Source organism: Bombella sp. ESL0380 (genome assembly GCF_009725805.1).
Taxonomy (GTDB): Bacteria; Pseudomonadota; Alphaproteobacteria; order Acetobacterales; family Acetobacteraceae; genus Bombella; species Bombella apis.
Map to the genome: position 1 here is coordinate 41407 of NZ_WNIH01000007.1, position 22727 is coordinate 64133.

Annotated in this window: 18 protein-coding genes; 11 read left to right on the top strand and 7 right to left on the bottom strand. The window is 62.6% G+C overall.

Annotation, left to right across the window (positions count from 1 at the left end):
- Positions 1–15 precede the first annotated feature (15 nt).
- The 7 genes from GM608_RS07785 to GM608_RS07815 form a co-directional block, all read right to left on the bottom strand.
- Positions 16–573: a DUF3035 domain-containing protein gene (locus tag GM608_RS07785; protein WP_408863044.1), complete on the bottom strand. Its 558-nt coding sequence runs from the start codon at positions 571–573 to the stop codon at positions 16–18.
- Between the two features lie 55 nt (positions 574–628).
- A complete protein-coding gene (gene lspA, locus GM608_RS07790; protein WP_154981032.1) occupies positions 629–1165 on the bottom strand; it encodes a signal peptidase II in 537 nt (178 codons plus the stop codon).
- A complete protein-coding gene (gene ileS / locus GM608_RS07795; protein ID WP_081562908.1) occupies positions 1162–4131 on the bottom strand; it encodes an isoleucine--tRNA ligase in 2970 nt (989 codons plus the stop codon). Before ileS ends, lspA begins: the two co-directional genes overlap by 4 nt.
- A 70-nt stretch (positions 4132–4201) precedes the next feature.
- A complete protein-coding gene (locus GM608_RS07800; RefSeq protein ID WP_043558939.1) occupies positions 4202–5134 on the bottom strand; it encodes a bifunctional riboflavin kinase/FAD synthetase in 933 nt (310 codons plus the stop codon).
- A gap of 49 nt (positions 5135–5183) precedes the next feature.
- Positions 5184–5459, bottom strand: a complete 276-nt coding sequence (locus GM608_RS07805) for a twin-arginine translocase TatA/TatE family subunit (RefSeq protein WP_043558941.1) — start codon at positions 5457–5459, stop codon at positions 5184–5186.
- Between the two features lie 102 nt (positions 5460–5561).
- Positions 5562–6017 (bottom strand): CHAP domain-containing protein, encoded by a 456-nt coding sequence (locus GM608_RS07810; protein ID WP_043559339.1) that lies wholly within the window; start codon positions 6015–6017, stop codon positions 5562–5564.
- A gap of 121 nt (positions 6018–6138) precedes the next feature.
- Positions 6139–6744, bottom strand: coding sequence for a regulatory protein RecX (locus tag GM608_RS07815; RefSeq protein WP_043558945.1), 606 nt, complete (start codon positions 6742–6744; stop codon positions 6139–6141).
- Between the two features lie 91 nt (positions 6745–6835).
- On the opposite strand from GM608_RS07815, the gene GM608_RS07820 reads away from it, so the two are divergent.
- The 11 genes from GM608_RS07820 (at position 6836) to GM608_RS07870 (ending at position 22679) form a co-directional block, all read left to right on the top strand.
- On the top strand, positions 6836–8479 hold the full coding sequence (locus GM608_RS07820; protein WP_333645347.1) for a D-aminopeptidase: 1644 nt from the start codon (positions 6836–6838) through the stop codon (positions 8477–8479).
- Between the two features lie 205 nt (positions 8480–8684).
- Positions 8685–9860 (top strand): aspartate aminotransferase family protein, encoded by a 1176-nt coding sequence (locus GM608_RS07825; RefSeq protein WP_043559342.1) that lies wholly within the window; start codon positions 8685–8687, stop codon positions 9858–9860.
- A 12-nt stretch (positions 9861–9872) separates the two neighbouring features.
- Entirely contained in the window at positions 9873–10841 is a 969-nt protein-coding gene (gene argF / locus GM608_RS07830; RefSeq protein ID WP_192848726.1) for an ornithine carbamoyltransferase, read from the top strand.
- A 78-nt stretch (positions 10842–10919) separates the two neighbouring features.
- Positions 10920–11897: an Hsp33 family molecular chaperone HslO gene (locus GM608_RS07835; RefSeq protein WP_248461115.1), complete on the top strand. Its 978-nt coding sequence runs from the start codon at positions 10920–10922 to the stop codon at positions 11895–11897.
- Positions 11894–13000, top strand: a complete 1107-nt coding sequence (locus GM608_RS07840) for a hypothetical protein (protein WP_333645348.1) — start codon at positions 11894–11896, stop codon at positions 12998–13000. The genes GM608_RS07835 and GM608_RS07840 overlap by 4 nt, the downstream gene beginning before the upstream one ends.
- A complete protein-coding gene (locus GM608_RS07845; RefSeq protein WP_156878836.1) occupies positions 12987–13829 on the top strand; it encodes a hypothetical protein in 843 nt (280 codons plus the stop codon). The genes GM608_RS07840 and GM608_RS07845 overlap by 14 nt, the downstream gene beginning before the upstream one ends.
- A 133-nt stretch (positions 13830–13962) precedes the next feature.
- Positions 13963–14742: a gluconate 2-dehydrogenase subunit 3 family protein gene (locus tag GM608_RS07850; protein ID WP_249109811.1), complete on the top strand. Its 780-nt coding sequence runs from the start codon at positions 13963–13965 to the stop codon at positions 14740–14742.
- A 3-nt stretch (positions 14743–14745) separates the two neighbouring features.
- The gene (locus GM608_RS07855) at positions 14746–16539 is read left to right on the top strand and encodes a GMC family oxidoreductase (protein WP_081562916.1); all 1794 of its coding nucleotides are present in this window, start codon (positions 14746–14748) and stop codon (positions 16537–16539) included.
- On the top strand, positions 16539–17912 hold the full coding sequence (locus GM608_RS07860) for a cytochrome c (protein WP_227449727.1): 1374 nt from the start codon (positions 16539–16541) through the stop codon (positions 17910–17912). Before GM608_RS07855 ends, GM608_RS07860 begins: the two co-directional genes overlap by 1 nt.
- 298 nt (positions 17913–18210) lie before the next feature.
- Positions 18211–21480 (top strand): efflux RND transporter permease subunit, encoded by a 3270-nt coding sequence (locus GM608_RS07865; protein WP_043558958.1) that lies wholly within the window; start codon positions 18211–18213, stop codon positions 21478–21480.
- Entirely contained in the window at positions 21480–22679 is a 1200-nt protein-coding gene (locus GM608_RS07870) for an efflux RND transporter periplasmic adaptor subunit (RefSeq protein WP_081562918.1), read from the top strand. Before GM608_RS07865 ends, GM608_RS07870 begins: the two co-directional genes overlap by 1 nt.
- The last annotated feature ends 48 nt before the right edge of the window (positions 22680–22727 follow it).

The following is a 22727-nucleotide window of genomic DNA, read 5'->3' on the forward strand; positions in this document are numbered from 1 at the left end:
AGAGCCTGGAAGCTCTTATTTGCCACCCTTCCGCAGGGTCGGCGTGGCGCCTTCAGCAAAGCTCTGCCCCAGGGCCGCATTCTTCTGGATGCGGCGATTTTCCGCTTCGCCATCCACGACATTGCCAGCCCGGCCACCCCGCCAGAAAAGAAGACTGTCCACAAATCCAGCATCAGCATCGCCAAGTTCGGCATTGTTCGGACCACGGGCCGCCGATGTGGCCCGCTGGACAAGGGCCTCCTGCCCGACGCTCTCCGTCCCCTCATTGGGGTGAAGAGCGACATCCGGGGCCAGCGTCTCCAGCGCCTGCATACGGGGACTTTCATCCGGGCGGTTGGCACTGGCTGCCCCCGGAAGGGCCAGTTTCTCCGAGGGTGGCATGGAGAGTGGCGCACGGGTCGTCACGGCGTATTCATCCGGCAGGCTGCGCTGAAGGCCGAAGCCACGCGCCACATCACTGCCGGAGCACCCAGCCAACGCCAGCCCGAACGTGGCCAGAACACCCAACCGGACTCCGTGACGTATAACTGAAGGAGCAAAAAGCCGCATGACAGGTTCCCGCACTGCACTCACAAAAAGACGCCCAATCCTATAGGGCCTGCCTGCAATGGGCAAGCCGGTTGTCACTTCAGCCATTCCGGCTCCGCCGCTCCGCCAGAAAGGAGTCCAGCAGCCACAGGCCAACACCACAGACAATGCCGGAATCCGCAATGTTGAAAACATACCAGGACCATCCCCCGACATGAAAATGCAGGAAATCCACTACGGCCCCGTAATGAAGACGGTCTATCACATTGCCAATGGCGCCCCCGATGATCCCGCCGCAGGCAAGACTGACCAGCCGACGGCGTGACCGCAGAAGAACGACCAGAAGCCCCAACACTGCCAGCAGGGAGATGGCAATGAACAGCCAGCGTCCGTGCCCGCCGAACATGCCGAACGTCACGGCGTGATTCCATACCATCGTGAAGCTGAAGCAGGGCATGACATCCATGGTCCCCCGTGCCGGCAGGTTCAGCCCGTAGAGAATCCATGCCTTGCTCGCCTGGTCCACGAACAGGACAGCAAGAGCCGTTACCAACCCGACCAGCCGCCACCGTGGCGACCCCGGTACAGGGGCCGGGGATGCGCCGCTCCCTGTACCTTCAGCCCGGGCCGACCTCATGCACTCACCGCACCAAAACAGCGCAGGCAGAGATGGCTGTGGTCCTCATTCTGCCCGACATCAGGCAGGACACGCCAGCAACGGGCACATTTCTGCCCGTCCGCACGGCTGACCCTCACCTCATCCTCGGCCTGACCCGGCTGCACATGGACCTCGGACGCCAGGCAAAGCTCCGCCCAGTCGATCCCTTCGGACACGACCTGCTCATCGGCCGTCAGGGGCAGATGGACCTGGGCCTCCAGCGAGGAGCCGATCAACCCTTCCCGGCGGGCGACTTCCAGAGCCGTGGTGACACGGCGGCGGACCTGACGCAGGGTCTCCCACCGTCCGGCCAGTTCAGGATCATGCCAGCCTTCTTCCGGCACGAAGAAGCGCTCCAGATGCACGCTGCCTTCCTGCCCGAAACGGGCCTGCCACGACTCTTCCGCCGTGAAGACCAGAGCCGGGGCCAGCCACGTCGTCAGGGCACGGTGCAGCACGTCCAGCACGGTGCGGGCCGCCCGGCGTGCATGGGAGTCCGTCGGATCGCAGTAGAGGACGTCCTTGCGGATGTCGAAATAGAAGGCCGACAGCTCATTGTTGCAGAAATTGTGCAGCAGCGGATAGACGCCGTTCCACTGATGGGTCTTCACCGCCTCCTGCACACGCTGGTACAGCTCGTACAGACGGTGCAGAATGTACTGCTCCAACAGCGGCAGGGCCTTGCGGGCCTTCACCGTTGCCTTGTGGCGGAGGGCACGGGCCGCCTCGTCCGGGACCAGCCTGTCCAGCATCACGTCCACCGGGGCGGACACGTCATCCCAGCCCAGCGGCAGGGCCTCGGCCTGCGTGAAGCCATCCAGTGCCCCCAGCAGCCAGCGCAGCGTGTTCCGCACACGGCGGTACAGCTCGCCCTGCTGCTTGAGAATCTCCTGACTGATGCGGAGGTCCTCATTGGTATCAGAGTTCAGGACCCACAGGCGCAGCACGTCCGCACCCAGCGTCTTCGTCACGTCATCAGGCACGATGGTGTTGCCGAGGGACTTGGACATCTTGCGCCCCTGCCCGTCCAGCACGAACCCGTTCGTCACGACCGTCCTGTAGGACGCCACGCCTTCGGCCCCCACACTTTCCAGCAGGGAGGACTGGAACCAGCCGCGATGCTGGTCGGAACCTTCCAGATACAGGTCAGCCGGGTAGTTCACGCCCTCCTGATGCAGGACGAAACGATGGCTGCATCCGCTCTCGAACCAGACGTCAACAATGTCGAAAACCTGATCATAGTCTTCCGGATTGCGGCCTTCACCGAGATAGACGGCAGGGTCCGTGTCATACCAGGCATCCGCCCCACGCTCCCGGAAGCTCTGCACGATGCGGGACATCACATCGGCATCCCGCAGCACCTCACCGGTGCGTTTCTCCACGAACACGGCGATCGGCACGCCCCAGGACCGCTGGCGGGAGATGCACCAGTCCGGCCGCTGCTCGATCATGCTCGTCAGGCGGCGGCGGGAGCTGGCCGGTACGAAGCTGATGTCATCAAGGGCCTTCAGGGCACGCTCACGCAGGCCTGGGCCACCCTCATCCCCTTCACGGGGCTCCATGGCGATGAACCACTGCGGCGTGGCCCGGAAAATCACCGGCTTCTTGGACCGCCACGAATGGGGATAGGAATGGACGATCTCCGCCCGGGCCATAAGGCCACGGGCCGGGGCACCGTCCTGCCGGGCCTGATCCCGCACCTGTGTCAGCAGATCACATACGGGCTGCGTGGCCTTGAAGACATGAACACCCCCAAGCTCCGGCATCCAGTCCACATAGGTTCCGTTGTCGCAGACCTCTTCCGTCACTTCCACGCCGTGGGCACGGCAGAGCATGAAGTCGTCATGACCATGCGCCGGGGCCATGTGCACCAGACCAGTACCGGCATCCGTCGTGACGAAATCACCAAGCAGCAGCGGCACGTCATAATCAAACCCACGCCCCCGCAGCGGATGGGCGAACACGGCTCCTTCCAGCGCACGGCCGGGAAGGGTGTGAAGGACCTCATGCCCGGTAACGCCTGCGCCGGAGAGGAAGTCTTCCAGACGGTCCACGGCCACGATCAGCTTTGCCCCAACCGGCACGAGGCTGTCCTCGGCCACGCCGGTGACATGGATGACCGTGTAGGTGATGTCCGGCCCGGCAGCGAGTGCCCGGTTGACGGGGATCGTCCACGGGGTCGTGGTCCAGATCACGGCCGAGGCACCGGAGAGCAGCTGCCCTTCCGTCGGGTCCTTCACATTGGGGAAAGCCACGAACAGGGTCGTGGAGGTGATGTCGTGATATTCGACTTCCGCCTCGGCCAGGGCCGTCTTCTCGACCGGACTCCACATCACGGGGCGCAACCCACGATAGAGACGGCCATTGAGAAGGAACTTGCCGATTTCCTCGGCAATCTGCGCCTCGGAGGCGAAGTCCATCGTCACGTAGCGGTTGTCCCACTCCGCCTGGATGCCCAGACGCTTGAAGTCCTCCCGCTGGGCCTCCACCCACTTTGCGGCATATTCCCGACACTCCGCACGGAACTGGAGAACCGGCACGGCATCCTTGTCCTTGCCCTTCCGGCGATATTCCTCCTCGACCTTCCACTCGATCGGCAGGCCGTGGCAGTCCCATCCCGGCATGTAGCGCACCTGCGCCCCATTCATGCGCTGGGCACGGTTGATGACGTCCTTCATCACCTTGTTGAGGGCATGGCCGATATGGATATGCCCGTTGGCATAGGGCGGGCCATCATGCAGCGTGAAGATGCTGTCTGCCCGACGTCCGGCCTCCGCTATCTGGCCATCCAGCCCCGTCTCCGCCCAGTGGGCCAGCATGTCCGGTTCCCGCTTTGGCAGGTTGCCCCGCATGGGGAAAGACGTCTTGGGCAGGAAGACCGTTCCCCGGTAACGCTCCTGCTGCTCACGGAAAACGGTATCGGTCTTTTCTACAGGCTCAGACATGGAATAGGTGCGCCAGCTCTCAGTACGGGATAAAAATAACTGTACTTATGGAGAGAGCCTGCCGTCCCGGTCAACCCCCTGTCTTGCCGAGCACCTGCTTCGCCTGTGCGGCATCTGCCGCAATATGGGCCTTCAGCTCATCAAGGGAGGAAAAGCGTTTCTCGTCCCGGAGCAGAGCAACCAGCTCCACCCCCAGAATCTGGCCGTACAGGTCCTCATCCACATCGAAAAGATGAGCCTCCAGCCGGCTCTCCCGCCCGTCATTGATGGTCGGGCGGCGGCCAAGATTGGCCACGCCGGGCACGAGCCGGCCGTCCGGCATCTGCACCCTCACGGCATAGACACCCCTGGCAGGCTCCAGATGCTCCTTCAGCGCAATGTTGGCTGTCGGGAACCCCAGAAGGCGCCCCCGCTGATCCCCCTGGACCACCTCTCCCGTGATGGCCCAGTTGCGCCCCAGAAGCTCCGCTGCCTTCTCGGGATAACCCTCCTGAAGGAGACGGCGTATCCGGCTGGAAGACACCGGCCCTGCCACATCCGCCAGCTGCGGGACGATACTGACGCCCACACCATGCTCCACCAGAAGCTGCTCCAGAAACGTGACATCACCCTCCCGCCGGTGCCCGAAGGCGAAGTCCGCCCCACAGGCCACATGAGCCACATGCAGCCCCTCGATCAGCACATCCCGCACGAAGGCCTCGGCACCCAGATGGGAAAAAGCCTCATCAAACTCTGCCTGCACGATGCAGCTTACGCCCTGTTCCTTCAGGGCGGCGGCACGCACCTCCGGCCGCATGAGACGGAAGGGTGGGTCCTGCGGACGGAAAAAAGACCGTGGATGTGGCTCGAAGGTCAGCACCCCCAACCGACAGCCGGGGCGAGCCATCTTCAGGCTCTGAAGCAAATGGACATGACCTCGATGCACGCCATCAAAATTGCCCAGAGCCACGGCCGCACCCCAGCAGGAGCGGGGCACGGCCCGCCAGTCTGTGCAGAAAGTCATATGGGTATCATCGGGTCTTCAGGTGCCGGAACTGTTCCGCAGAGCGGGATCAGCGGGAACGGTGGCTTTCATCATCAGCCATACGGGCATCCGGCTGCTGATGGGGCGCTGCCGTACCCTGCTGGGGCTGGGGCGGGGACAGACGTTCGTCAGCCTGCTGCGGGGCGGCGGTTCCCTCCCGGTCATCCTCGGCCATGCCCTTCTTGAAGGATTTGATCCCCTTGGCGAAATCGCCCATCAGGCTGCTGATCTTGCCGCCACCCCCGAACAGCACCAGTACAATAACGGCAAGGATTATCCAGTGAATCGGACTCATGCTGCCCATAGGACCATACTCCCTGATAAGGTTGAGGCGTCCCCCATGTGGCAGGGGCGTACTGATTGTGCAACCCCCGGCCCATGGGCCCACCCATGTCGTGAAGGCATCCTAGCGCATTGGCAGGATAAAACCATAGGTGGGATATGCACGCCTGCCCATACTTCCTGCCGGGGCCCACCAGACCCGGACCAGCGACCAGTCCCCCCTTGGGGAGATGTCCTCCACCGGCACGCTGTGCTCAATACGCCCGCCAACCCAGTTGGCATGATCCACTTCAATCCGCCGCCTCGTCCGCAGGCGCCGCACGACCGACACATGCCCATCCGGAATACGGGAGCTTGCCCGGAACACCAGCACACTCCCCGGCTGTGGCCTGTGGCTACGCTGGTAATGGCCCCGGGCTTCCCACCACCAGCTGGCAGCCCGCCCCCGCAGGTTGACCCCACTCACCTGCCGCGCATAAGGCGCACACTGCACCGGCCCATGGTAGGATCCGACCGAGCTGCATGCTCCGAGAGTGAGGCAGACACACAGGGCCAGCACCTCCTTCCGGCGGTCCCACATCTGCCATCCCTGCATGACAGCCCCGCTTTTCTGCATGGTCCACCTCACGCTCTGCCCATTCTCGCCAGACATCAGCCTAACCGGACATTGAGGCTGAATCTGGTTCCTGCCCAACGGAACATCACAGGGACCGGAATCCGATAATCAAATCTTCCGCATCCTCCCTGTCCATTCCAAGCGCCTTCTCCGCAACATCCTGCGAAAAACCGTTGCGGGCAAAAATGGCCAGTACCTTCATGTGTTCCTTCTCCGGCCTGTCGGGCCTGTGGAATGGCCCGACCGCCCTTTTGCGAGCCAGGATGAGTGCGGCGGCCAGTTCGGCCTGATGGGCCTGCTCCTCCCCTGCCTCTCCCAGGCTCTCATCCACCGCCTGCCGGACCGTCTCACCATCAACGCCCCTTGCCTGAAGATGGGCCTGCACAGCTCGGCGGGACCGCCCGGCACGGGCCAGATTGCGGGACCTGGAACGGGAAAAGGCCGCATCATCCACAGCTCCGAGGCGCCCCATCTCCTCCACGATCTGGTCGATAACCGGCAGGCAGACGGCCTCATGTGCAGCGACCTCCTCGGCAAACATGCCAGCCCGGGCAGCCCGTACCCCCCAGCGGCGAACACGCCGCTGCAACATCTGCCGCAAGCTTTGCCGGGTCGTGGCAAAGCGGGCCAGATGGGCCAGAGCTGCGTCTTTCAGGCTCTGATAATCTGGTGAAGGTGGGATAACATCCATGCGATCAGTCCATAACTTGCTCTTGCCCTGCCCGTCCAAAATCTTCATCACTGGTAACAGGCCTCTCCATAGTACCCGCCAGTGAGTTCTCATGCACGCACAACACTCCATCCTGCCCCGGACCGGGCGCCTGAAGGAAGAAATGCACGCCACGGCCTCCCGTTATCCCGGCCCCGGTGGAGCTGTTGCCGTCCTGCATGAGGGGGAAGTGATCGCCCGGCACTGCTGGGGCTATGCCTCGCTGGAACGCCGCCTGCCTTTCACGCCCGCAAGCCTGTTCCGCATCTGTTCCATCACCAAGCAGTTCACCTGCGCCACCCTGCTGGACCGTTACGAAAACCCGGAAACCCTGGCCCCATACATCCACAGGCGGCTGCCCCGGCTCCGCTCCGACCCGCCCACTGTCACACAGCTGGCTCACAACCAGTCCGGCCTGCGGGATTACTGGGCCGTGGCCATGCTGCATGGTGCCGCCATTGAAGGCACATTCAGCCCGGCGGATTCCGACAGGGTCATCACCGGGACACGGTCCCTCCAGTTTCTTCCCGGCACATCCTATTCCTACGTCAATCAGAATTTCCGTCTGATTTCCGAGGCGATGGAAGAAGAAAGCGGGCTGAGCTTTGCCGAGCTGCTCCAGCAGCATGTTTTCGACAGGGTCGGCATGAGGCGGGCCATCCTGGCGGCGGAAACCAGCGCCCTGCCCGATGGCACAACCGGCTATGAGGGGACACAGGAGGGCGGCTATTGGCCCGCCCGCAATCACATCTACTGGACAGGGGATGCCGGGATGGCAGCCTCGCTCGATGACATGATCGCCTGGGAACGTTTCATCGACCAGCAGCGTGATGACCCCGAAGGCCTCTATAACCGCATGAGCCGCCCCGTCCTGTTCGATAACGGGCACAAGGCGCCTTACGGCTTCGGGCTGCAGCATGGCACCATCGCAGGCCATGAGGTCACAGCCCATGGCGGCGCCCTGCGGGGCTGGCGGTCCCACCGGCTGCACTGTGCCGCCTTGCGCCTCTCTGTCGTGGTCCTCTTCAACCACATGTCCCCGGCCCAGCAGGCCGCCGCCAACCTGTTCCGGGCCTTTCTGGGAGAAGAGGGAAAACCGGCTGCCCGGCAGGCCCCCTCTGGCAGACAGGCTCCCCATGCACTGGAGGGCCTCTGGCTGGATGAGGAAACCGGCCTCTCCGCCCGCATCACCGCAGCAGCACCGGGCAAGCTTCAGCTCCGCTACCTCATGCTGCCGGAAACGCTGGACATCATCTCCCCCCAGCTTGCCGAGGCCGGGAACCTCCGTGTGCGGCATATACAGGGCGAACACATGCAGGCCAGCACACAGGAAATCCCTACGCCCCACATCATCATGGAACGGCCAGGGGAGAACCGGCATGCCCTGCTCCGCCCCTACCCTGCCAGCCCCCAGCCCGACCCGGAAGAACTTGCCGGAGACTATGAATGTGAGGAGCTGGACGGCTCCCGTTTCACCATCACCAGCCAGAGCGGGCTGCTGCATGGCGGGTTCTCCGGTTTTCTGGGAACAGGGCGGATGGAACGGCTGACTGGACTGGGACCGGACCTGTGGGCCTTCCCCTGCCCCCGGGCTCTGGATCACACCCCGCCCGGCGACTGGACCCTCCACTTCGAACGGCGGAACGGGCGCCTCCACCAGCTGCGTGTCAGCTGCTGGCTGGCACGGAATCTCATCTATCGGCGGCTGCCGGACTGAAGGCCATGCGTCCGGCTGCAAAGCCCTCCATGGCCTGCCTGCAAAACAGGGTTTGACGATTCCCCGTTCTGCAAGCAGTATGGTCGGGCAGCTCCCCCTGATCTGAAAACCGGACAGGGGTATTTTCCGTTGGAGGCATGGAACTGATGCGCCACCGGATACGGGCTGTATGTCGTTGATTTTTCAGACCGGGAACGCGTCCACCATGATCGCCTCCATCATGCCGAACTACAAACGCTTTGACCTTGCCTTTGAGCATGGCGAAGGCCTCTGGCTCACCGGCACGGATGGACGACGCTATCTGGACTTCGGGGCTGGCATTGCCGTGTCCTCCCTTGGCCACAGCCACCCGGCCCTCGTGAAGGCCATCACCGAACAGGCCAGCAAAGTCATCCACGTCTCAAACCTCTATCAGGTTCCACAGGCCAGGGCCCTGGCGGACATGCTGGTGGCGAACAGCTTTGCGGATTCAGTCCTCTTCTGCAATTCCGGTGCGGAGGCCAATGAGGGCCTCATCAAACTGATCCGGCGGGCCCAGTACAAAAATGGTCACCCTGAACGCACACGCATCATCTGTTTCAACAATGCCTTTCATGGACGGACACTGGCCACCATTTCCGCAACCGGCAACCCGGCCTATCTGGAAGGGTTCGGCACACCGGTGGAAGGGTTCGACCATGTGCCCTTCAACGACCTCAACGCCGTCCGGGCCGCCGTGACAGACCAGACAGCCGGCATCCTGCTGGAACCCGTGCAGGGGGAAAGTGGCATCCGGGCAGCAGACCATGAATTCCTGCAGGGCCTCCGTGCCCTGTGCGATGAGAAAGGCCTCTATCTGGGCATTGATGAGGTACAGAGCGGCATGGGCCGTACCGGTACGCTCTTCGCCTTCGAGCAGGCAGGCATCACACCGGATGTCGTGTCCTCCGCCAAAGGCATTGGCGGGGGCGTACCGCTCGGGGCTGTACTGGCCCGTGAAGACCTGGCCCAGCACCTCACACCCGGCACGCATGGCACCACTTATGGCGGCAACCCACTGGCCTGCTCGGCCGGGCTGGCCGTGCTGAAAGAGATTCTGTCACCCGGCTTTCTGGAGCATGTCCGCAAGACCGGTGCCGCCTTTGGCACAATGCTTGAAGCCTGCGTGAGGGAATATCCCACCATTTTCGAGGAAGTCCGTGGTGTCGGACTGATGCGGGGCCTGCGCTGCCGCATCCCTGTCGGGGATGTTCTGGCCGCTGTCATGGCCGAGGGCCTTCTGGCCATAGGCGCAGGGGACAACGTGCTGCGTCTGGTTCCGCCCCTCATTGCAACCGAGGCTGACTGTCAGGAAGCCTGCACCCGCATCGGGCGTGCTGCTCACGCCCTTGCCAACAAGTAAGGAGACACCTGCGTGAGTACCACCAAGGCCTCATCGCCCCGTCACTTCCTGGACATCAAGGACCACTCCACCGAGACACTGCGGCACATCCTCACGCTCGCCGCACGGGTCAAGGCTCTCCAGCAGGGGCGCAGACATCCGCTCTGCCCCGGCCAGCCACTGGCCGGCCGTGCGCTGGGGCTGATGATGTCCCGCCCCTCCACCCGCACCCGTGTCTCCTTTGAAGTCGGGATGAAACAGCTTGGCGGGACCGTCAACGTGCTGGCTCCATCCGACATGCAACTGGGGCGTGGAGAAAGCATTGCCGATACGGCCCGTGTCCTCTCCCGTTTTCTGGATGTCGTCGTGCTGCGCACGGGCAAGGATGCCAACCTGCGTGAGCTGGCCCGCTGGAGCAGCGTGCCGGTCATCAACGGGCTGACACCGATCTCCCACCCTGTACAGATTCTGGCCGACATCCTTACCTTTGAGGAACACAGGGGGCCGATCACCGGCAAAAAACTGGCCTGGATCGGCGATGGCAACAATGTTGCCACCTCCATGATCGAGGCAGCAGCCCGACTGGGCTTCACCCTGCATCTGGCCACACCGGAAGGGGAGTTCACCCCGTCCGAAACCGCAGTGCAATGGGCCCGGGACAATGGCGGTGACATCCGCCTGACGCATGACCCCAAGGAGGCCGCAGCAGGAGCGGATGCCGTCATCACGGACACATGGGTCAGCATGGGGGATGAAGATGCGGAAAAACGCCTAAGGCTGTTCCGCCCTTACCATGTGGATGAAACCCTCATGGCGCTGGCCTCACCCCAGGCCCTGTTCATGCACTGCCTGCCTGCCCATATAGGGGAAGAAGTCAGCAAGGCCGTGTTCGAAAGCCCGGCCTCCATCGTGTTTGATGAAGCCGAAAACCGCCTGCATGCCCAGAAAGGGCTTCTGCTCTGGTGCATGGAGAAGGATGATCTTTCGGCCTATCAGGGCTAGACCCTTCCGCCTGATGCCTGCCCCGGAGGGGGTACGGCATCAGGCCAGACAGGCCCGACAGAGAGGATTGTGACCCCGGTGACAGAAACCACCACGCCCGCAGCAACGCCCCGCCCGCATGATGTCCCCGACCTCACGGTCGCCCATGCCATCACACCGTTCCATCTTGGCCATGTGCCAGTACGGGGGCGGCTGATCACACTTGGCCCGCTGGCCGGGGCCATCCTCTCCCGCCATGATGAACTGCCAGAACCGGTCCGCCTCCTTGGCGGACAGGCGCTCGCCCTCGTGGCAGCCATGGCGACGGCCCTCAAATTCAAAGGGTCCTTCTCCCTTCAGGTCAAAGGAGACGGACCTGTTTCCCTGTTCCTTGCAGACTGCACCGATACAGGCGAACTGCGCTTTACCGCCCGCATGGCTGAAGATTACACCCTCCCCCTGCCGGAAGATGCTTCCGGACTACTGGGCAAGGGCTATATGGCCTTTACCGTGGATCAGGGGCCGGATACCGACCGTTATCAAGGCATTGTCGGGCTCGAAGGCCCCACTCTGGCTGACATGGCCGAACATTATTTCCAGACCAGTGAGCAGCATGACTGCGCCATCCACCTCTTCTCCCGCCATACAGAATCGGGCTGGCAGGCCGGAGCCCTGGTACTGGAACGCCTGCCAGACAGCACCCCGATTGCGGGCAATGATGACCACAGACCAGCCGATGCCACCATCCAGGACCTGTGGGAAACGGCCTGCACCTTTGGCCAGACCCTGACGGCAGAGGAGCTCTTCAACCCACAGCTCTCCCCCGGGGCGCTCATCAACCGTCTCTTCGGCACGCTGGATGTGGAGCTGGCCCCGGCCAGGCCTCTCTCTTTCGGATGCCGGTGCAGCCGGGCCCGCCTCCAGGGTGTGCTGGAACGTTTCAGCGGGGAGGACCTCGACCACATGGCACAGGATGGCGTGATCTCCATGGAATGCCATTTCTGCAACACGGCTTTCACCTTCACCCGTGAAAGCCTGCCCGATGGCCAGAAAAACGGTGATGCTGGAGCGCCATGACAGCAGGGCTCCCAGTACCTCTCCAGCGGGACAGGCAGCCCGTCGAACGGCTCTATCCGGGCTGGCAGTGCAACGGGCGTCATCCGGCCCCTGCCGGGATGGAGGTCCTGAGTCTCCAGCACAGGCACACAGGGCAGGAAGCCTGCTGGTGGCTCACACCTGAAGGGGATATCCTCGCCTGCCACGCCCTAGCGCTGGACAAACACTGGAGCCAGAAGATCAGGGAGGCCGTTGCCCCCGCCCTACAGCAACTCAGCACGACGCTGCTGGGCCGGGTAACGCCTCTGCCAGCCGAGGCCTGCTTCCCGCATGAGGCCATGGCCCCACTCACCAACCTGCCGCACACGGCCCGCCTCCAGCTGCTCGGCCTCTGGTTCCGCTCTGTCAGCAGGTCGCTTCTTGTCCTGTCTCCCGCCACACTGCTGGATGGTGAAGAGACCTCACTGGAGCTGGAGGCAGCGGATGCAACTGGCCAGCCCTTTGCGCCCCGGTTCATCCGGGCCATGCTGGAGACACGGCCCGCCGGCCCCCACACGCTGGCCTGCTCCCCTTTCAGTGGCCGCATCATCCGGGCCGAACTGACCATGCCGACAGACAGAGGTGTGGCCTGCCGCTTCAGTGACGAAAGAAACGGAGAAACCTTCTACCTCTTCTGGCCCGGCCCGGCAGGACAGATAGACCCGCAAACAACACAGCAGCCCCTTTTCTACCACCCGCAGGGTGAACTCCTGCTGGGAGATGGGCCGCTTACGCCACTGGTCCCCATCTTTCTCCTCTCATGGTTCATCAGCAACCCCAACTGCATTGAGGAACTGAAACATGCCCACCCCTTCCGGCTGGAAGATTATGGCGTGGGCAAGGCCTCGGCCCTGTGGAAGGACATCGCCCTGGCACCTTCGTCCTCCCAGACCGATACACAGGCCACCACACAGGAAGAGACTGGACAAAACCGGACATCTTTTCCATTTTCTTCCAGACACTGGGGGCAGTCTTTCTTTTTTGAGGCCGGTCGGACAGCAGGCCTGCCCGACCGGGACCGGCTCACCCCGCAGGACCACGAAAAAACAACAGGCGCCGGACATGAAAACCATGACGAACCATAGTGCCAGAACGCCTCATCTGGTCAGCCGCATGAAGCTGCGTTCCTCTCTCTTCAGCCTGGGAATGGGCTGTGCGCTGGCTCTGCTGGCAGGCTGTGCCTCCGGCGGTTCCGGAGAGGAAACATTCCCGTCACCGGATTACAGCTACCTGCCCCCCCTCAACCTGAATGTCAGCCAGGTTGATGTCAGCAACCAGGTCCAGCCCGACAGTGACGCCCTGTCCTCCCACAGCCCGACCAACCCCGCCGACGCTCTGGCCCTTATGGGGCGCCAGCGCCTGCACGCCATGGGGGCATCCGGTACAGCCAGCTTCACCATCACGAAAGCGGAGATGAGCAAGGCCCCGCACCATGCCCTCAGCGGGAGTTATACAGTCCAGCTGAACCTGAATGACACCGCCAGCCATCACCACGGCTTCATCACGGCGCATGTCCAGCGCACGATTGATGCCCCGGGCAAGCTCGGGCTGGAGCACAACCTCCATACGCTCAACACACAGCTCATGGATGACATGAATGTCGAGCTGGAATACCAGGTTCGCAGCCATCTGGCCTCATGGCTGACGGACGCAACAGGCACACCGCTGAATGCCGCCACCATCCAGAGCCAGGAGCTGAGCAGCACGGATCTGTCCGGCACACCCCCGGCTGCACCGCAGCCCCCGGCCAGCACGGTCGTGACCGGTGCCACCGCAACGGCAGACCGGGCCGTTGGCAATGCTGCCAGCACTGCCGGCAGCTGGCAGAAACCGGCTGATACGGAAACAGGCCAGGCACCTTCCGCAGGCCGCATCCATTCTCCCCAGCCCCACATGCTCACCCTGCCCCAATAACGGACCTGGGCGCCCAATGCGGGAAAAAAGGCGGAAGAAAGCAGGCATGACAGCTGGTTAACTTGTCTTCTGCTGCCTTTTTTCCCATTCTGCCCCCTCTTCTGGACTTTCTCAAACCGGGCCGCCCTGTGCGATGACATCATCTTCCTCCCCTCCCTCCCACGATGCTCCTGCCCCGCTGTCCCGGCGTGGCTTCATGGGAGGGGCAGCCTCCCTCTCCAGCCTTCCCCTGCTCAGCCATGCCGCCCGGGCAGACGAAAAGGATGGGAAACAACAGCCCGCCCCCCCGGATGATGACCCCGCCCATTACAGGCCCGTCTTTTTCAGTGCGGAGGAATATCTCTTTCTCTGCCATGCGTGCGAGCGCATCTTTCCGCAGGATGAAAACGGGCCGGGAGCCCAGGCCCTCGGCGTACCCCGCTTCATCGACAGGCAGATGACCACCCCTTACGGCCGGGGTGACCTCTGGTACATGAAGGCTCCCTTCGTGAATGGGCCGCCAGAGCTGGGCTACCAGCTGCCCTACAGCCCACAGGACCTCTATCGTGGGGCCATCACGCCCATAAACACCCATTGCCTCATGCTGCATGATGCCGTTTTTGCAGCCCTCTCGCCACAATGGCAGGATGAGGTGCTGCATGCGCTGGAAGATAACAGGCTCCACCTCAATGACATTCCCGGTGCCGCCTTCTTCGAGCAGCTGCGGACCAATACACTGGAAGGAGCCTTCTCCGACCCTGCCTATGGCGGCAACCACAACATGGCTGGCTGGAAAATGATGGATTTTCCCGGTGCCAGGGCGGACTTCATGGACTGGATCAACCAGAACGGGGCCCGCTATCCCCTGGGCCCGGTCGGCATGCCTCCAAAACCGGACCCATACAGCGCCTCTTTCCAGAATGAGGAGGGATGAACCATGACAGACCAGACATTCCCTCCCGCGAAGCCGGATGTCGTTGTCATCGGCGCTGGCTGGGCCGGCAGCATCATGGCCAAGGAACTGACAGAGGCCGGACTGAACGTCACCATGCTGGAACGTGGGCACGACCACAGCACAGCCGTGGAAGGGACCTATCCCGGCTCCATTGACGAACTGCGGGGCGCCGTGCGCAAGCGCCTCTTCCAGAAACTGGCCCGCACCTCCCTGACCATCCGCAACCGCCCGGACCAGACTGCCCTGCCCTACCGCCAGCTGGCCGCCTTCCTCCCCGGCGAAGGCGTTGGTGGTGCCGGACTGCACTGGTCAGGCTGCCACTTCCGCGTCACGGAGGATGACCTCCGCCTGCGCAGCGCCACCATTGAGCGCTACGGGCAGAAATTCATCCCCAAAGACATGCACCTCCAGGATTACGGAATCAGCTACGGAGAACTGGAACCGTTTTTCGACAAGGCAGAGAAGGTCTTTGGAACTTCGGGGGAGGCATCCTCCGTGCAGGGGCAGAAAACAGGCCGTGGCAACGTCTTTGCCCTGGACCGCTCCAGCCATTTTCCCCTGCCGCCCATGGCAGACACCTTCTCTGCCAGCGTCTTCCGCCAGGCAGCCCGGGAGGCAGGCTTCCACCCTTACAGCATGCCTGCCGCCAATGCCTCCCAGCCCTATACCAACCCTTATGGCTGCCAGATGGGCCCCTGCAACTTCTGCGGTTATTGCAGTGGCTATGCCTGCTATCTCTATTCCAAAGCCTCCCCGAACGTGAACATCCTGCCCGCTCTGCGGCAGGACAAACGCTTCCGGCTCATCACACAGGCCCAAGTGCTGGAAATCCTGCTGGATGACACCCGCAAGAGAGCCACCGGTGTGCGGTACATCGACCTCAAAACCGACTCCGAACAGGTCATTGAGGCGGATCTGGTCATCCTCAGCGCCTTCCAGCTGCACAATGTCCACCTCATGCTGACATCCGGCATTGGCAAACCCTATGACCCGGTCAGCCAGAGCGGGACCATCGGCCGCAATTTCACCTACCAGACCATCACCTCCTCCCGTGTCTGGCTGCCGGAAAACCGCTGCACAAACCAGTTTGTCGGCGCCGGCGGCGCTGGCGTGGCCATTGATGACTTCAACCAGCCCGGTTTCGACCGGGGGCGGGCCGGTTTCATTGGCGGGTCTCCTGTCTGGGTCAATCAGGCGGGCCTCAAGCCCATTGCTGCCGCACAGGGCAGTGGCGGAAAAGGATCACCCCGCTGGGGAAGTGCCTACAAGGCCGCCATGATCGACCAGTACAGGCATTCCTTCAGCATTGATGCCCATGGCAGCAACATGGCCTACCGGGATGTCTATCTCGACCTGGACCCCACATGGCGCAATGCCTATGGCCAACCCATGCTGCGGATGACCTTCACATGGAAGGACAACGACATCCGCATGAACCAGTATGTCGTCAGGCAGATCGGCGACATTGCCCAGGCCATGGGGGCCACACGGACCAGCCTGAACAGCCTCCAGCCGGGCCAGCTTTTCGACAGCCGCATCTATCAAACAACACATCTCAGCGGTGGTGTCATTCTGGGCAGCAACCCGAAAACCAGCGCCCTGAACCGGTATCTCCAGAGCTGGGACGTCCCGAATCTCTTCGTCATCGGCTCCAGCGCCTTCCCGCAAGGAATGGGATACAACCCGACAGGCCTGGTGGCAGCACTGGCCTACTGGTCCGCTTACCATATCCGCCAGACCTATCTCCGCAATCCCGGCCCGATGGTACACGCCTGATGTCCCTGTTCCTCCGTTCCACCGGCACGAAACGCACATCCCCCCTTCGCCCCCTGCTGATGATGGGGCTGGGTCTGCTGGGCATCGTGGCTGCCACCCTGCCCACCCGTCCTGCACAGGCTGATGATGCTCCCCTGCCTGCCGGACTGATTGAAGAGGGCCATTATCAGGCTGTTCTGGGCGACTGTGCCGCCTGCCACACCCAGCCGGGGCGGCCACCCTACAGCGGGGGGATGCCCTTCAAGCTGCCCATAGGCACCATCTACTCCACCAACATCTCGCCAGACCCCGTCCACGGCATCGGCCACTATACCGAAGCCGAATTCGCCCGGGCCGTCCAGCTCGGCATCCGCAAGGATGGCAGCGCCCTCTATCCGGCCATGCCCTATCCCTCCTACGCACGGCTGAGCAAGGCGGACATCCATGCCCTCTATGTCTATTTCCAGAGGGGGGTGACACCGCAGCCTGTTGACCCGCCCGCCAATGGGCTGATCTGGCCACTTTCCATGCGCTGGCCCCTGCATATCTGGCGCTGGCTGTTCTCACCCTCCATCCAGTCTGCCCAGCTGCGCACCAACAACCAGTTCTCCGACCCCATACTTGCCCGTGGAGCCTATCTGGTGGAAGGACCCGGCCATTGCGGGGCCTGCCACAGCCCCCGCAGCATCACCCTCAATGAAAAAGCCCAGACAGCCAAGGACGGGCCGCTCTTCCTCTCTGGCGGGGGCGTGGTGGAACAATGGGTCGTCCCCTCCCTCCGGCAGGAAAACCGGACAGGACTGGGCCGCTGGAGCGAACAGGACATCGTGGATTTCCTCCGCACGGGGCGGTCCCGGACTGGTGCCAGCTTTGGCGGGATGACGCCTGTCATCGTCCATAGTGCCCATGCCTTCAAGGAGGCGGACCTGCACGCCATTGCCCGTTACCTCATGCAGCTGGCCCCGGCACGGAAGGAAACACCCTGGGTCTATGACCCCACGACGACCGACATGCTCCGCCGTGCCGACCTCTCCCAGCCCGGGGCACAGACCTACATGGACCGCTGCGCCGCCTGCCACCGCACCGATGGTGCCGGGTATGGAACGGTCTTCCCCCCACTGGCTGGCAACCCCATCGTGATGACGGATGATGCCACATCACTCATCCATATCATTCTGGCCGGCGACAGTATGCACGCCCTGCCTACGGCGGCCTCCGCCTTCACCATGCCGGGCTTTGCGGACACGCTCTCTGACAGGGAAGTAGCTGATGTTGTCAGCTTCATCCGGCAGAGCTGGGGCAATAACAGCAGCCCCGTGAAGGAAAGTACCGTGAAACACATCCGCCACTCCATCCCGCAGGCAGAAACACCGGACCAGCTTCCCAAAAACTGACACCATCGGCACGGAAGGAAGAAACACCCTTGGCGGTTTTTTTCCTCCGTACCCATACAGACGGAGCGCTGCATTCCATGACATTCCTGTAACCTATGCTCCCGTCATCTCGTGACAGGATGAGGACTGTAGAACAGAAGCAGGGGCCTTTCTGCCTGCCCTACAGAAGAAGGTGCCGTACCTTACAGAGATGTCATAACTCAGACTAAAACAGTATTTAATTCGCCCTGTCGTCCTTTTTGCCTAGATTGTCCCGGCTTCCTTCTGCCTCTGGAATAAAACTGGAACAGTCCGACCCATGAATGCCATTGTCATCACCGCCCTGAAGCGGCCTCTGACCTTTGTGGTACTGTCCATCCTGATCGTGATGTTCGGGGTGATGTCAGTCTTCAAAACACCGACTGACGTCTTTCCGAATATCAAGATCCCGGTGGTCTCTGCCGTCTGGACCTATGGCGGGATGCTGCCTGAGGAATTTGCAGGCCGCATCATCTACAATTACGAGCTGATGGTGACCTCCACCGTGGAGGGCATCGAGCACATGGAGTCCAACTCCTATTACGGGCGTGGGATCGTGACGATCTTCTTCCAGCCCGGGTCTGAGATTGGCGAGGCAGAGGCGGAAGTCACCGCCATTTCCCAGACCGTCATCAAGCAGCTGCCAGTGAACATCCCGGCCCCGATGATCATGCGGCTGGATGCGTCTTCCGTTCCAGTCATCTCGCTGCAGATCACCTCGGACAAGCAGACGCCGTCCGACCTCTACAAACTGGCGATGATCCGTGTCCGTCCGCTTCTGGTCACCGTCGAGGGGGCCGTGGTGCCGCATCCCTATGGCGGGATGGACAGCTTCGTGATGGTCACGCTGAACCAGGACCAGCTGCGGGCGCACCATCTCTCGGCCATGGACGTGCAGAACGCCATGCATGACCAGAACATCGTCCTGCCCGCCGGTGACCAGAAGATCGACGCCGTGGACTGGATGGTGCAGACCAACGCCACCCCCAAGAGCATGAAGGCCATCGGCAACATTCCGGTCAAACGGGTGGGCAATGCGGTGATCTACGTTCACGACGTGGCGGACGTCTATCGTGGCGGCCATCCGCAGACGAACCTCGTGCTCGTGAAGGGACGTCAGGGCGTCGAAGTCGTCGTCATGAAGAGCGGCGAAGCCTCCACGCTGGACGTGGTGGATGGCGTAAAGAAGGCCCTCCCCCGCCTGCGGGCCGTGCTGCCGGATGACGTGAAGGTCAGCATCCTGACCGACGCCTCCATCTTCGTGAAGGACGCCATCAAGGACGTGGTGCGGGAGATGGTCACCGCTGCCTTCCTGACCGGCATCGTGGTGCTGCTCTTCCTCGGCTCGTGGCGGTCCACCGTCATCATCGCCACCTCCATCCCACTGGCCATTCTCTGCTCGGTCATCGGGCTGAGCTGGGCCGGGGAATCCATCAACGTGATGACACTGGGCGGGCTGGCCCTGGCGGTCGGCATCCTCGTGGACGACGCCACGGTGATGATCGAGAACATCGACACCCATCTCGAAATGGGCAAGGAGCTTGAACCTGCCATCATCGATGCCGCCAACCAGATCGTGACGGCGACCTTCGTCTCCACCACCTGCATCTGCATCGTGTGGCTGCCCCTGTTCGAGCTGGACGGCGTGGCCGGCTACCTCTTCCGCCCGATGGCGGAAGCCATCATCTTCGCCATGATCGCCTCCTTCGTCCTCTCCCGGACACTGGTCCCCACCATGGCAAAATACCTGCTGGCCAATCATGGTCACGGGCATGACATCCCGGACAGGGAGCAGCATACTGCCGATGCCAACGCTACTGCCGTGGCAGCCGGTCACCCGGCCAACCGTGGCGACGGGACAGACAGCCACAATCACTCCGCTCCCCTGCCACCACGCAGCGGTGTCATGGGCTTCTTCATCCGCTTCCAGCAGGGCTTTGAGGAAAAGTTCAACAGCTTCCGGGACGGCTATTACGCCATTCTGGTCCGCTGTGTGGAGCAGCGCAAACTGTTTGTCGGCATCTTCCTAGGCCTTTCCGTCCTGTCATTGGGGCTTTACTTCACGGCCGGGCGGGACTTCTTCCCGGAGACGAAGTCCAACGCCCTCCAGATGCACATGCGGGCCCCGCTGGGTACCCGTATCGAGGTTGCGGGCCGCATTGCCGCTCTGGTCTCCGACCGCATCGAGCAGGACCTGCCCGGCCAGGTGGAAGAGATCGTCAGCAACTGCGGCCTGCCGGAAGGGGCGCACAACCAGGCCTTCATCCCGACACCGACCATCGGGACGCAGGACTGCGACCTGACCATCGCCCTGAAAAACGAGGCCTCCCCCGTGTGGGATTATCGTGCCCTGCTGCGCAAGGACCTCTCCGCCCGCTTCCCCGGGACGGTCTTCACCTTCCAGCCGGCGGACCTGACGGCGAAGATCCTCAATTTCGGCTCTCCCGCACCGATCGACATCCAGATCAACGGGCCGGACATTGCCGACAATTATGACTATGCCCGCAAGATCATGACCCGCCTGCGTCACATCCCGGGTGCTGCCGATGTCGTCATCCAGCAGACGATGAAGACACCGACACTGATGATCCGTGGCAACCGGACCTTCAGCCAGGCCACCGGCCTGACCGAGGCCGACCTCGCCAACAACCAGCTGATGACGCTCTCCGGTTCCAGCACGGTGGACCCGCAGTTCTGGCTCGACCCCAGCAACGACGTCACATTCCCGCTGAACACCTACGTCTCGCAGGACCAGCTGACGCATCTGAGCGACCTGCTGACCATTCCGGTGGACAAGGGCGACGGCAACCCGACCGGTACGGGCGACCAGCTTCTGGGCAGCATCAGCACCGTCGTGCCGACCGGCACGCCGGGTGAGGTGTCCCACTTCAACTCCATGCCGGAGGTGGACATCTACGTCTCCACCGAAGGACGGGACCTCGGGGCCGTGCTGACGGACGTCAAGAAAGTCATCAGCGACACGAAATCCCTGCTGCCCAAGACGGCCGCAACGGAGATCCATGGGGCCGCCGTGACCATGTACGGAGCCTATGGCCAGCTCATCATCGGGCTGATGGTTTCCATCGTGCTGATCTACCTGCTGATCGTCGTCAACTTCCAGTCCTGGATGGACCCGTTCATCATCATCACCGCCCTGCCCGGCGCACTGGCCGGGATCGCCTGGGCCCTGTTCCTGACCGGGACACGCCTGTCCGTCCCGGCCCTGACAGGGGCCATCATGTGCATGGGGACGGCCACGGCCAACTCCATCCTCGTGGTGTCCTTCGCCAGGGAGCGGATCGAGCTGCATGGTGATGCCCTCCGGGCAGCGACGGAAGCCGGACGGGAGCGCATCCGCCCCGTGCTGATGACCGCCCTTGCCATGGTGGTGGGGATGATCCCCATGGCCACCTCCAACTCCACCAATGCCCCACTGGGCCGGGCCGTGATTGGCGGGCTGATTGTCGCCACGCTGTCCACGCTGCTCTTCGTTCCCTGTGTCTATGCAATCATCCACAACCGTACTGCGCGTCATAAGGAGACCGTCTGATGGCCAGCATGTCCCGCAAACACAAATTACTGCTCGGCCTGATCGCCCTGGCGCTGGGCCTCTACATCATCGTGCTGCTACTCGGCCGCATGGCCCACAACGCCCACCTGCATGACGTGGCGGAACAGAGTGCCGTGCCCAACGTGGCCATCATCCTGCCCCACAAGGCGGACAGCAAGGTGAGCCTCACGCTCCCCGGCACGATTGATGCCTGGTATCAGGCGCCGATCTATGCGCAGGTCTCCGGTTACGTGAAGATGTGGTACAAGGATTACGGTGCCGTCGTCCATCAGGGTGATGTGCTGGCCGAAATCAACGCCCCGGCACTGGATGCCCAGTACGCCCAGGCCCTGGCAGACCTTGATGCCCAGAAGGCCAAGTACAATCTGGCCTCCGTGACGGCCAACCGCTGGCGGGCCATGGGGCACTCCCAGGCCGTTTCCGGGCAGTCCGTCTCCGTCGCCACGGCGGATGAACAGGCCGCCTACGCCAAGATGGAAGCAGCCCAGCGCAATGTGGACCACTTCGCCGCCCTGGAGAAGTTCAAGCAGATCGTGGCTCCGTTCGATGGTGTCGTGACGGCCCGCTCCATCAATGTGGGTGACTATGTCAACAGCGGGGGCGGGCAGCTCAACGCCACTGGTGGGGCCTCCGAACTCTTCACCGTGGCGGACACGCACCGCCTGCGTCTCTTCATCTCCGTGCCGGAAATCTTCTCCTACATGCTGACGGACGGGCTGACGGCGGAGGTCCACGTGCCGCAGTATCCGGACCGCATCTTCACGGCCAAGTTCCTGACGGCATCCCTCGGCTATGACCCCAACACGAGAACGGCCGTCTCCGAATTCACGCTGGACAATGCCGACCACGCCCTCTGGCCGGGGACCTTCGCCTCTGTCTCGCTGAAAGCCAACAATAATGCCTCCCACCTGCTGAAGATTCCCACGGGGTCCCTCGTCTTTCAGGAAAAAGGAATGCAGGTGGCAACCGTGGACCAGAAGAACACCGTCCACTTCAAGAACATCCGTGTCGGCAAGATGGCGGACAGCTCCACCGAGGTTCAGGCAGGCATCACGGCGGATGACCGCATCATCAACAACCCGCCCGCCGACCTTCTGGAAGGCGACCCCGTCCACATCGTGACACCGGCCCGGGGCTATAACCAGAGCGGCTGGGAAGAATCCGGAGATGATGACTGATGACCACCATGATCTCTGACCGTTCTTCCTCCATGAAGAAGACCCGCC

What these genes read in the sequence shown, in the direction of transcription:
- lspA (WP_154981032.1), bottom strand. Translation starts at nt 1,165, where the DNA reads ATGAGGTCGGCCCGGGCTGAAGGTACAGGGAGCGGCGCATCCCCGGCC.
- ileS (WP_081562908.1), bottom strand. Translation starts at nt 4,131, where the DNA reads ATGTCTGAGCCTGTAGAAAAGACCGATACCGTTTTCCGTGAGCAGCAG.
- GM608_RS07800 (WP_043558939.1), bottom strand. Translation starts at nt 5,134, where the DNA reads ATGACTTTCTGCACAGACTGGCGGGCCGTGCCCCGCTCCTGCTGGGGT.
- GM608_RS07805 (WP_043558941.1), bottom strand. Translation starts at nt 5,459, where the DNA reads ATGGGCAGCATGAGTCCGATTCACTGGATAATCCTTGCCGTTATTGTA.
- GM608_RS07810 (WP_043559339.1), bottom strand. Translation starts at nt 6,017, where the DNA reads ATGTGGGACCGCCGGAAGGAGGTGCTGGCCCTGTGTGTCTGCCTCACT.
- GM608_RS07815 (WP_043558945.1), bottom strand. Translation starts at nt 6,744, where the DNA reads ATGGATGTTATCCCACCTTCACCAGATTATCAGAGCCTGAAAGACGCA.
- GM608_RS07820 (WP_333645347.1), top strand. Translation starts at nt 6,836, where the DNA reads ATGCACGCACAACACTCCATCCTGCCCCGGACCGGGCGCCTGAAGGAA.
- GM608_RS07825 (WP_043559342.1), top strand. Translation starts at nt 8,685, where the DNA reads ATGATCGCCTCCATCATGCCGAACTACAAACGCTTTGACCTTGCCTTT.
- GM608_RS07840 (WP_333645348.1), top strand. Translation starts at nt 11,894, where the DNA reads ATGACAGCAGGGCTCCCAGTACCTCTCCAGCGGGACAGGCAGCCCGTC.
- GM608_RS07845 (WP_156878836.1), top strand. Translation starts at nt 12,987, where the DNA reads ATGACGAACCATAGTGCCAGAACGCCTCATCTGGTCAGCCGCATGAAG.
- GM608_RS07850 (WP_249109811.1), top strand. Translation starts at nt 13,963, where the DNA reads ATGACATCATCTTCCTCCCCTCCCTCCCACGATGCTCCTGCCCCGCTG.
- GM608_RS07855 (WP_081562916.1), top strand. Translation starts at nt 14,746, where the DNA reads ATGACAGACCAGACATTCCCTCCCGCGAAGCCGGATGTCGTTGTCATC.
- GM608_RS07860 (WP_227449727.1), top strand. Translation starts at nt 16,539, where the DNA reads ATGTCCCTGTTCCTCCGTTCCACCGGCACGAAACGCACATCCCCCCTT.
- GM608_RS07865 (WP_043558958.1), top strand. Translation starts at nt 18,211, where the DNA reads ATGAATGCCATTGTCATCACCGCCCTGAAGCGGCCTCTGACCTTTGTG.
- GM608_RS07870 (WP_081562918.1), top strand. Translation starts at nt 21,480, where the DNA reads ATGGCCAGCATGTCCCGCAAACACAAATTACTGCTCGGCCTGATCGCC.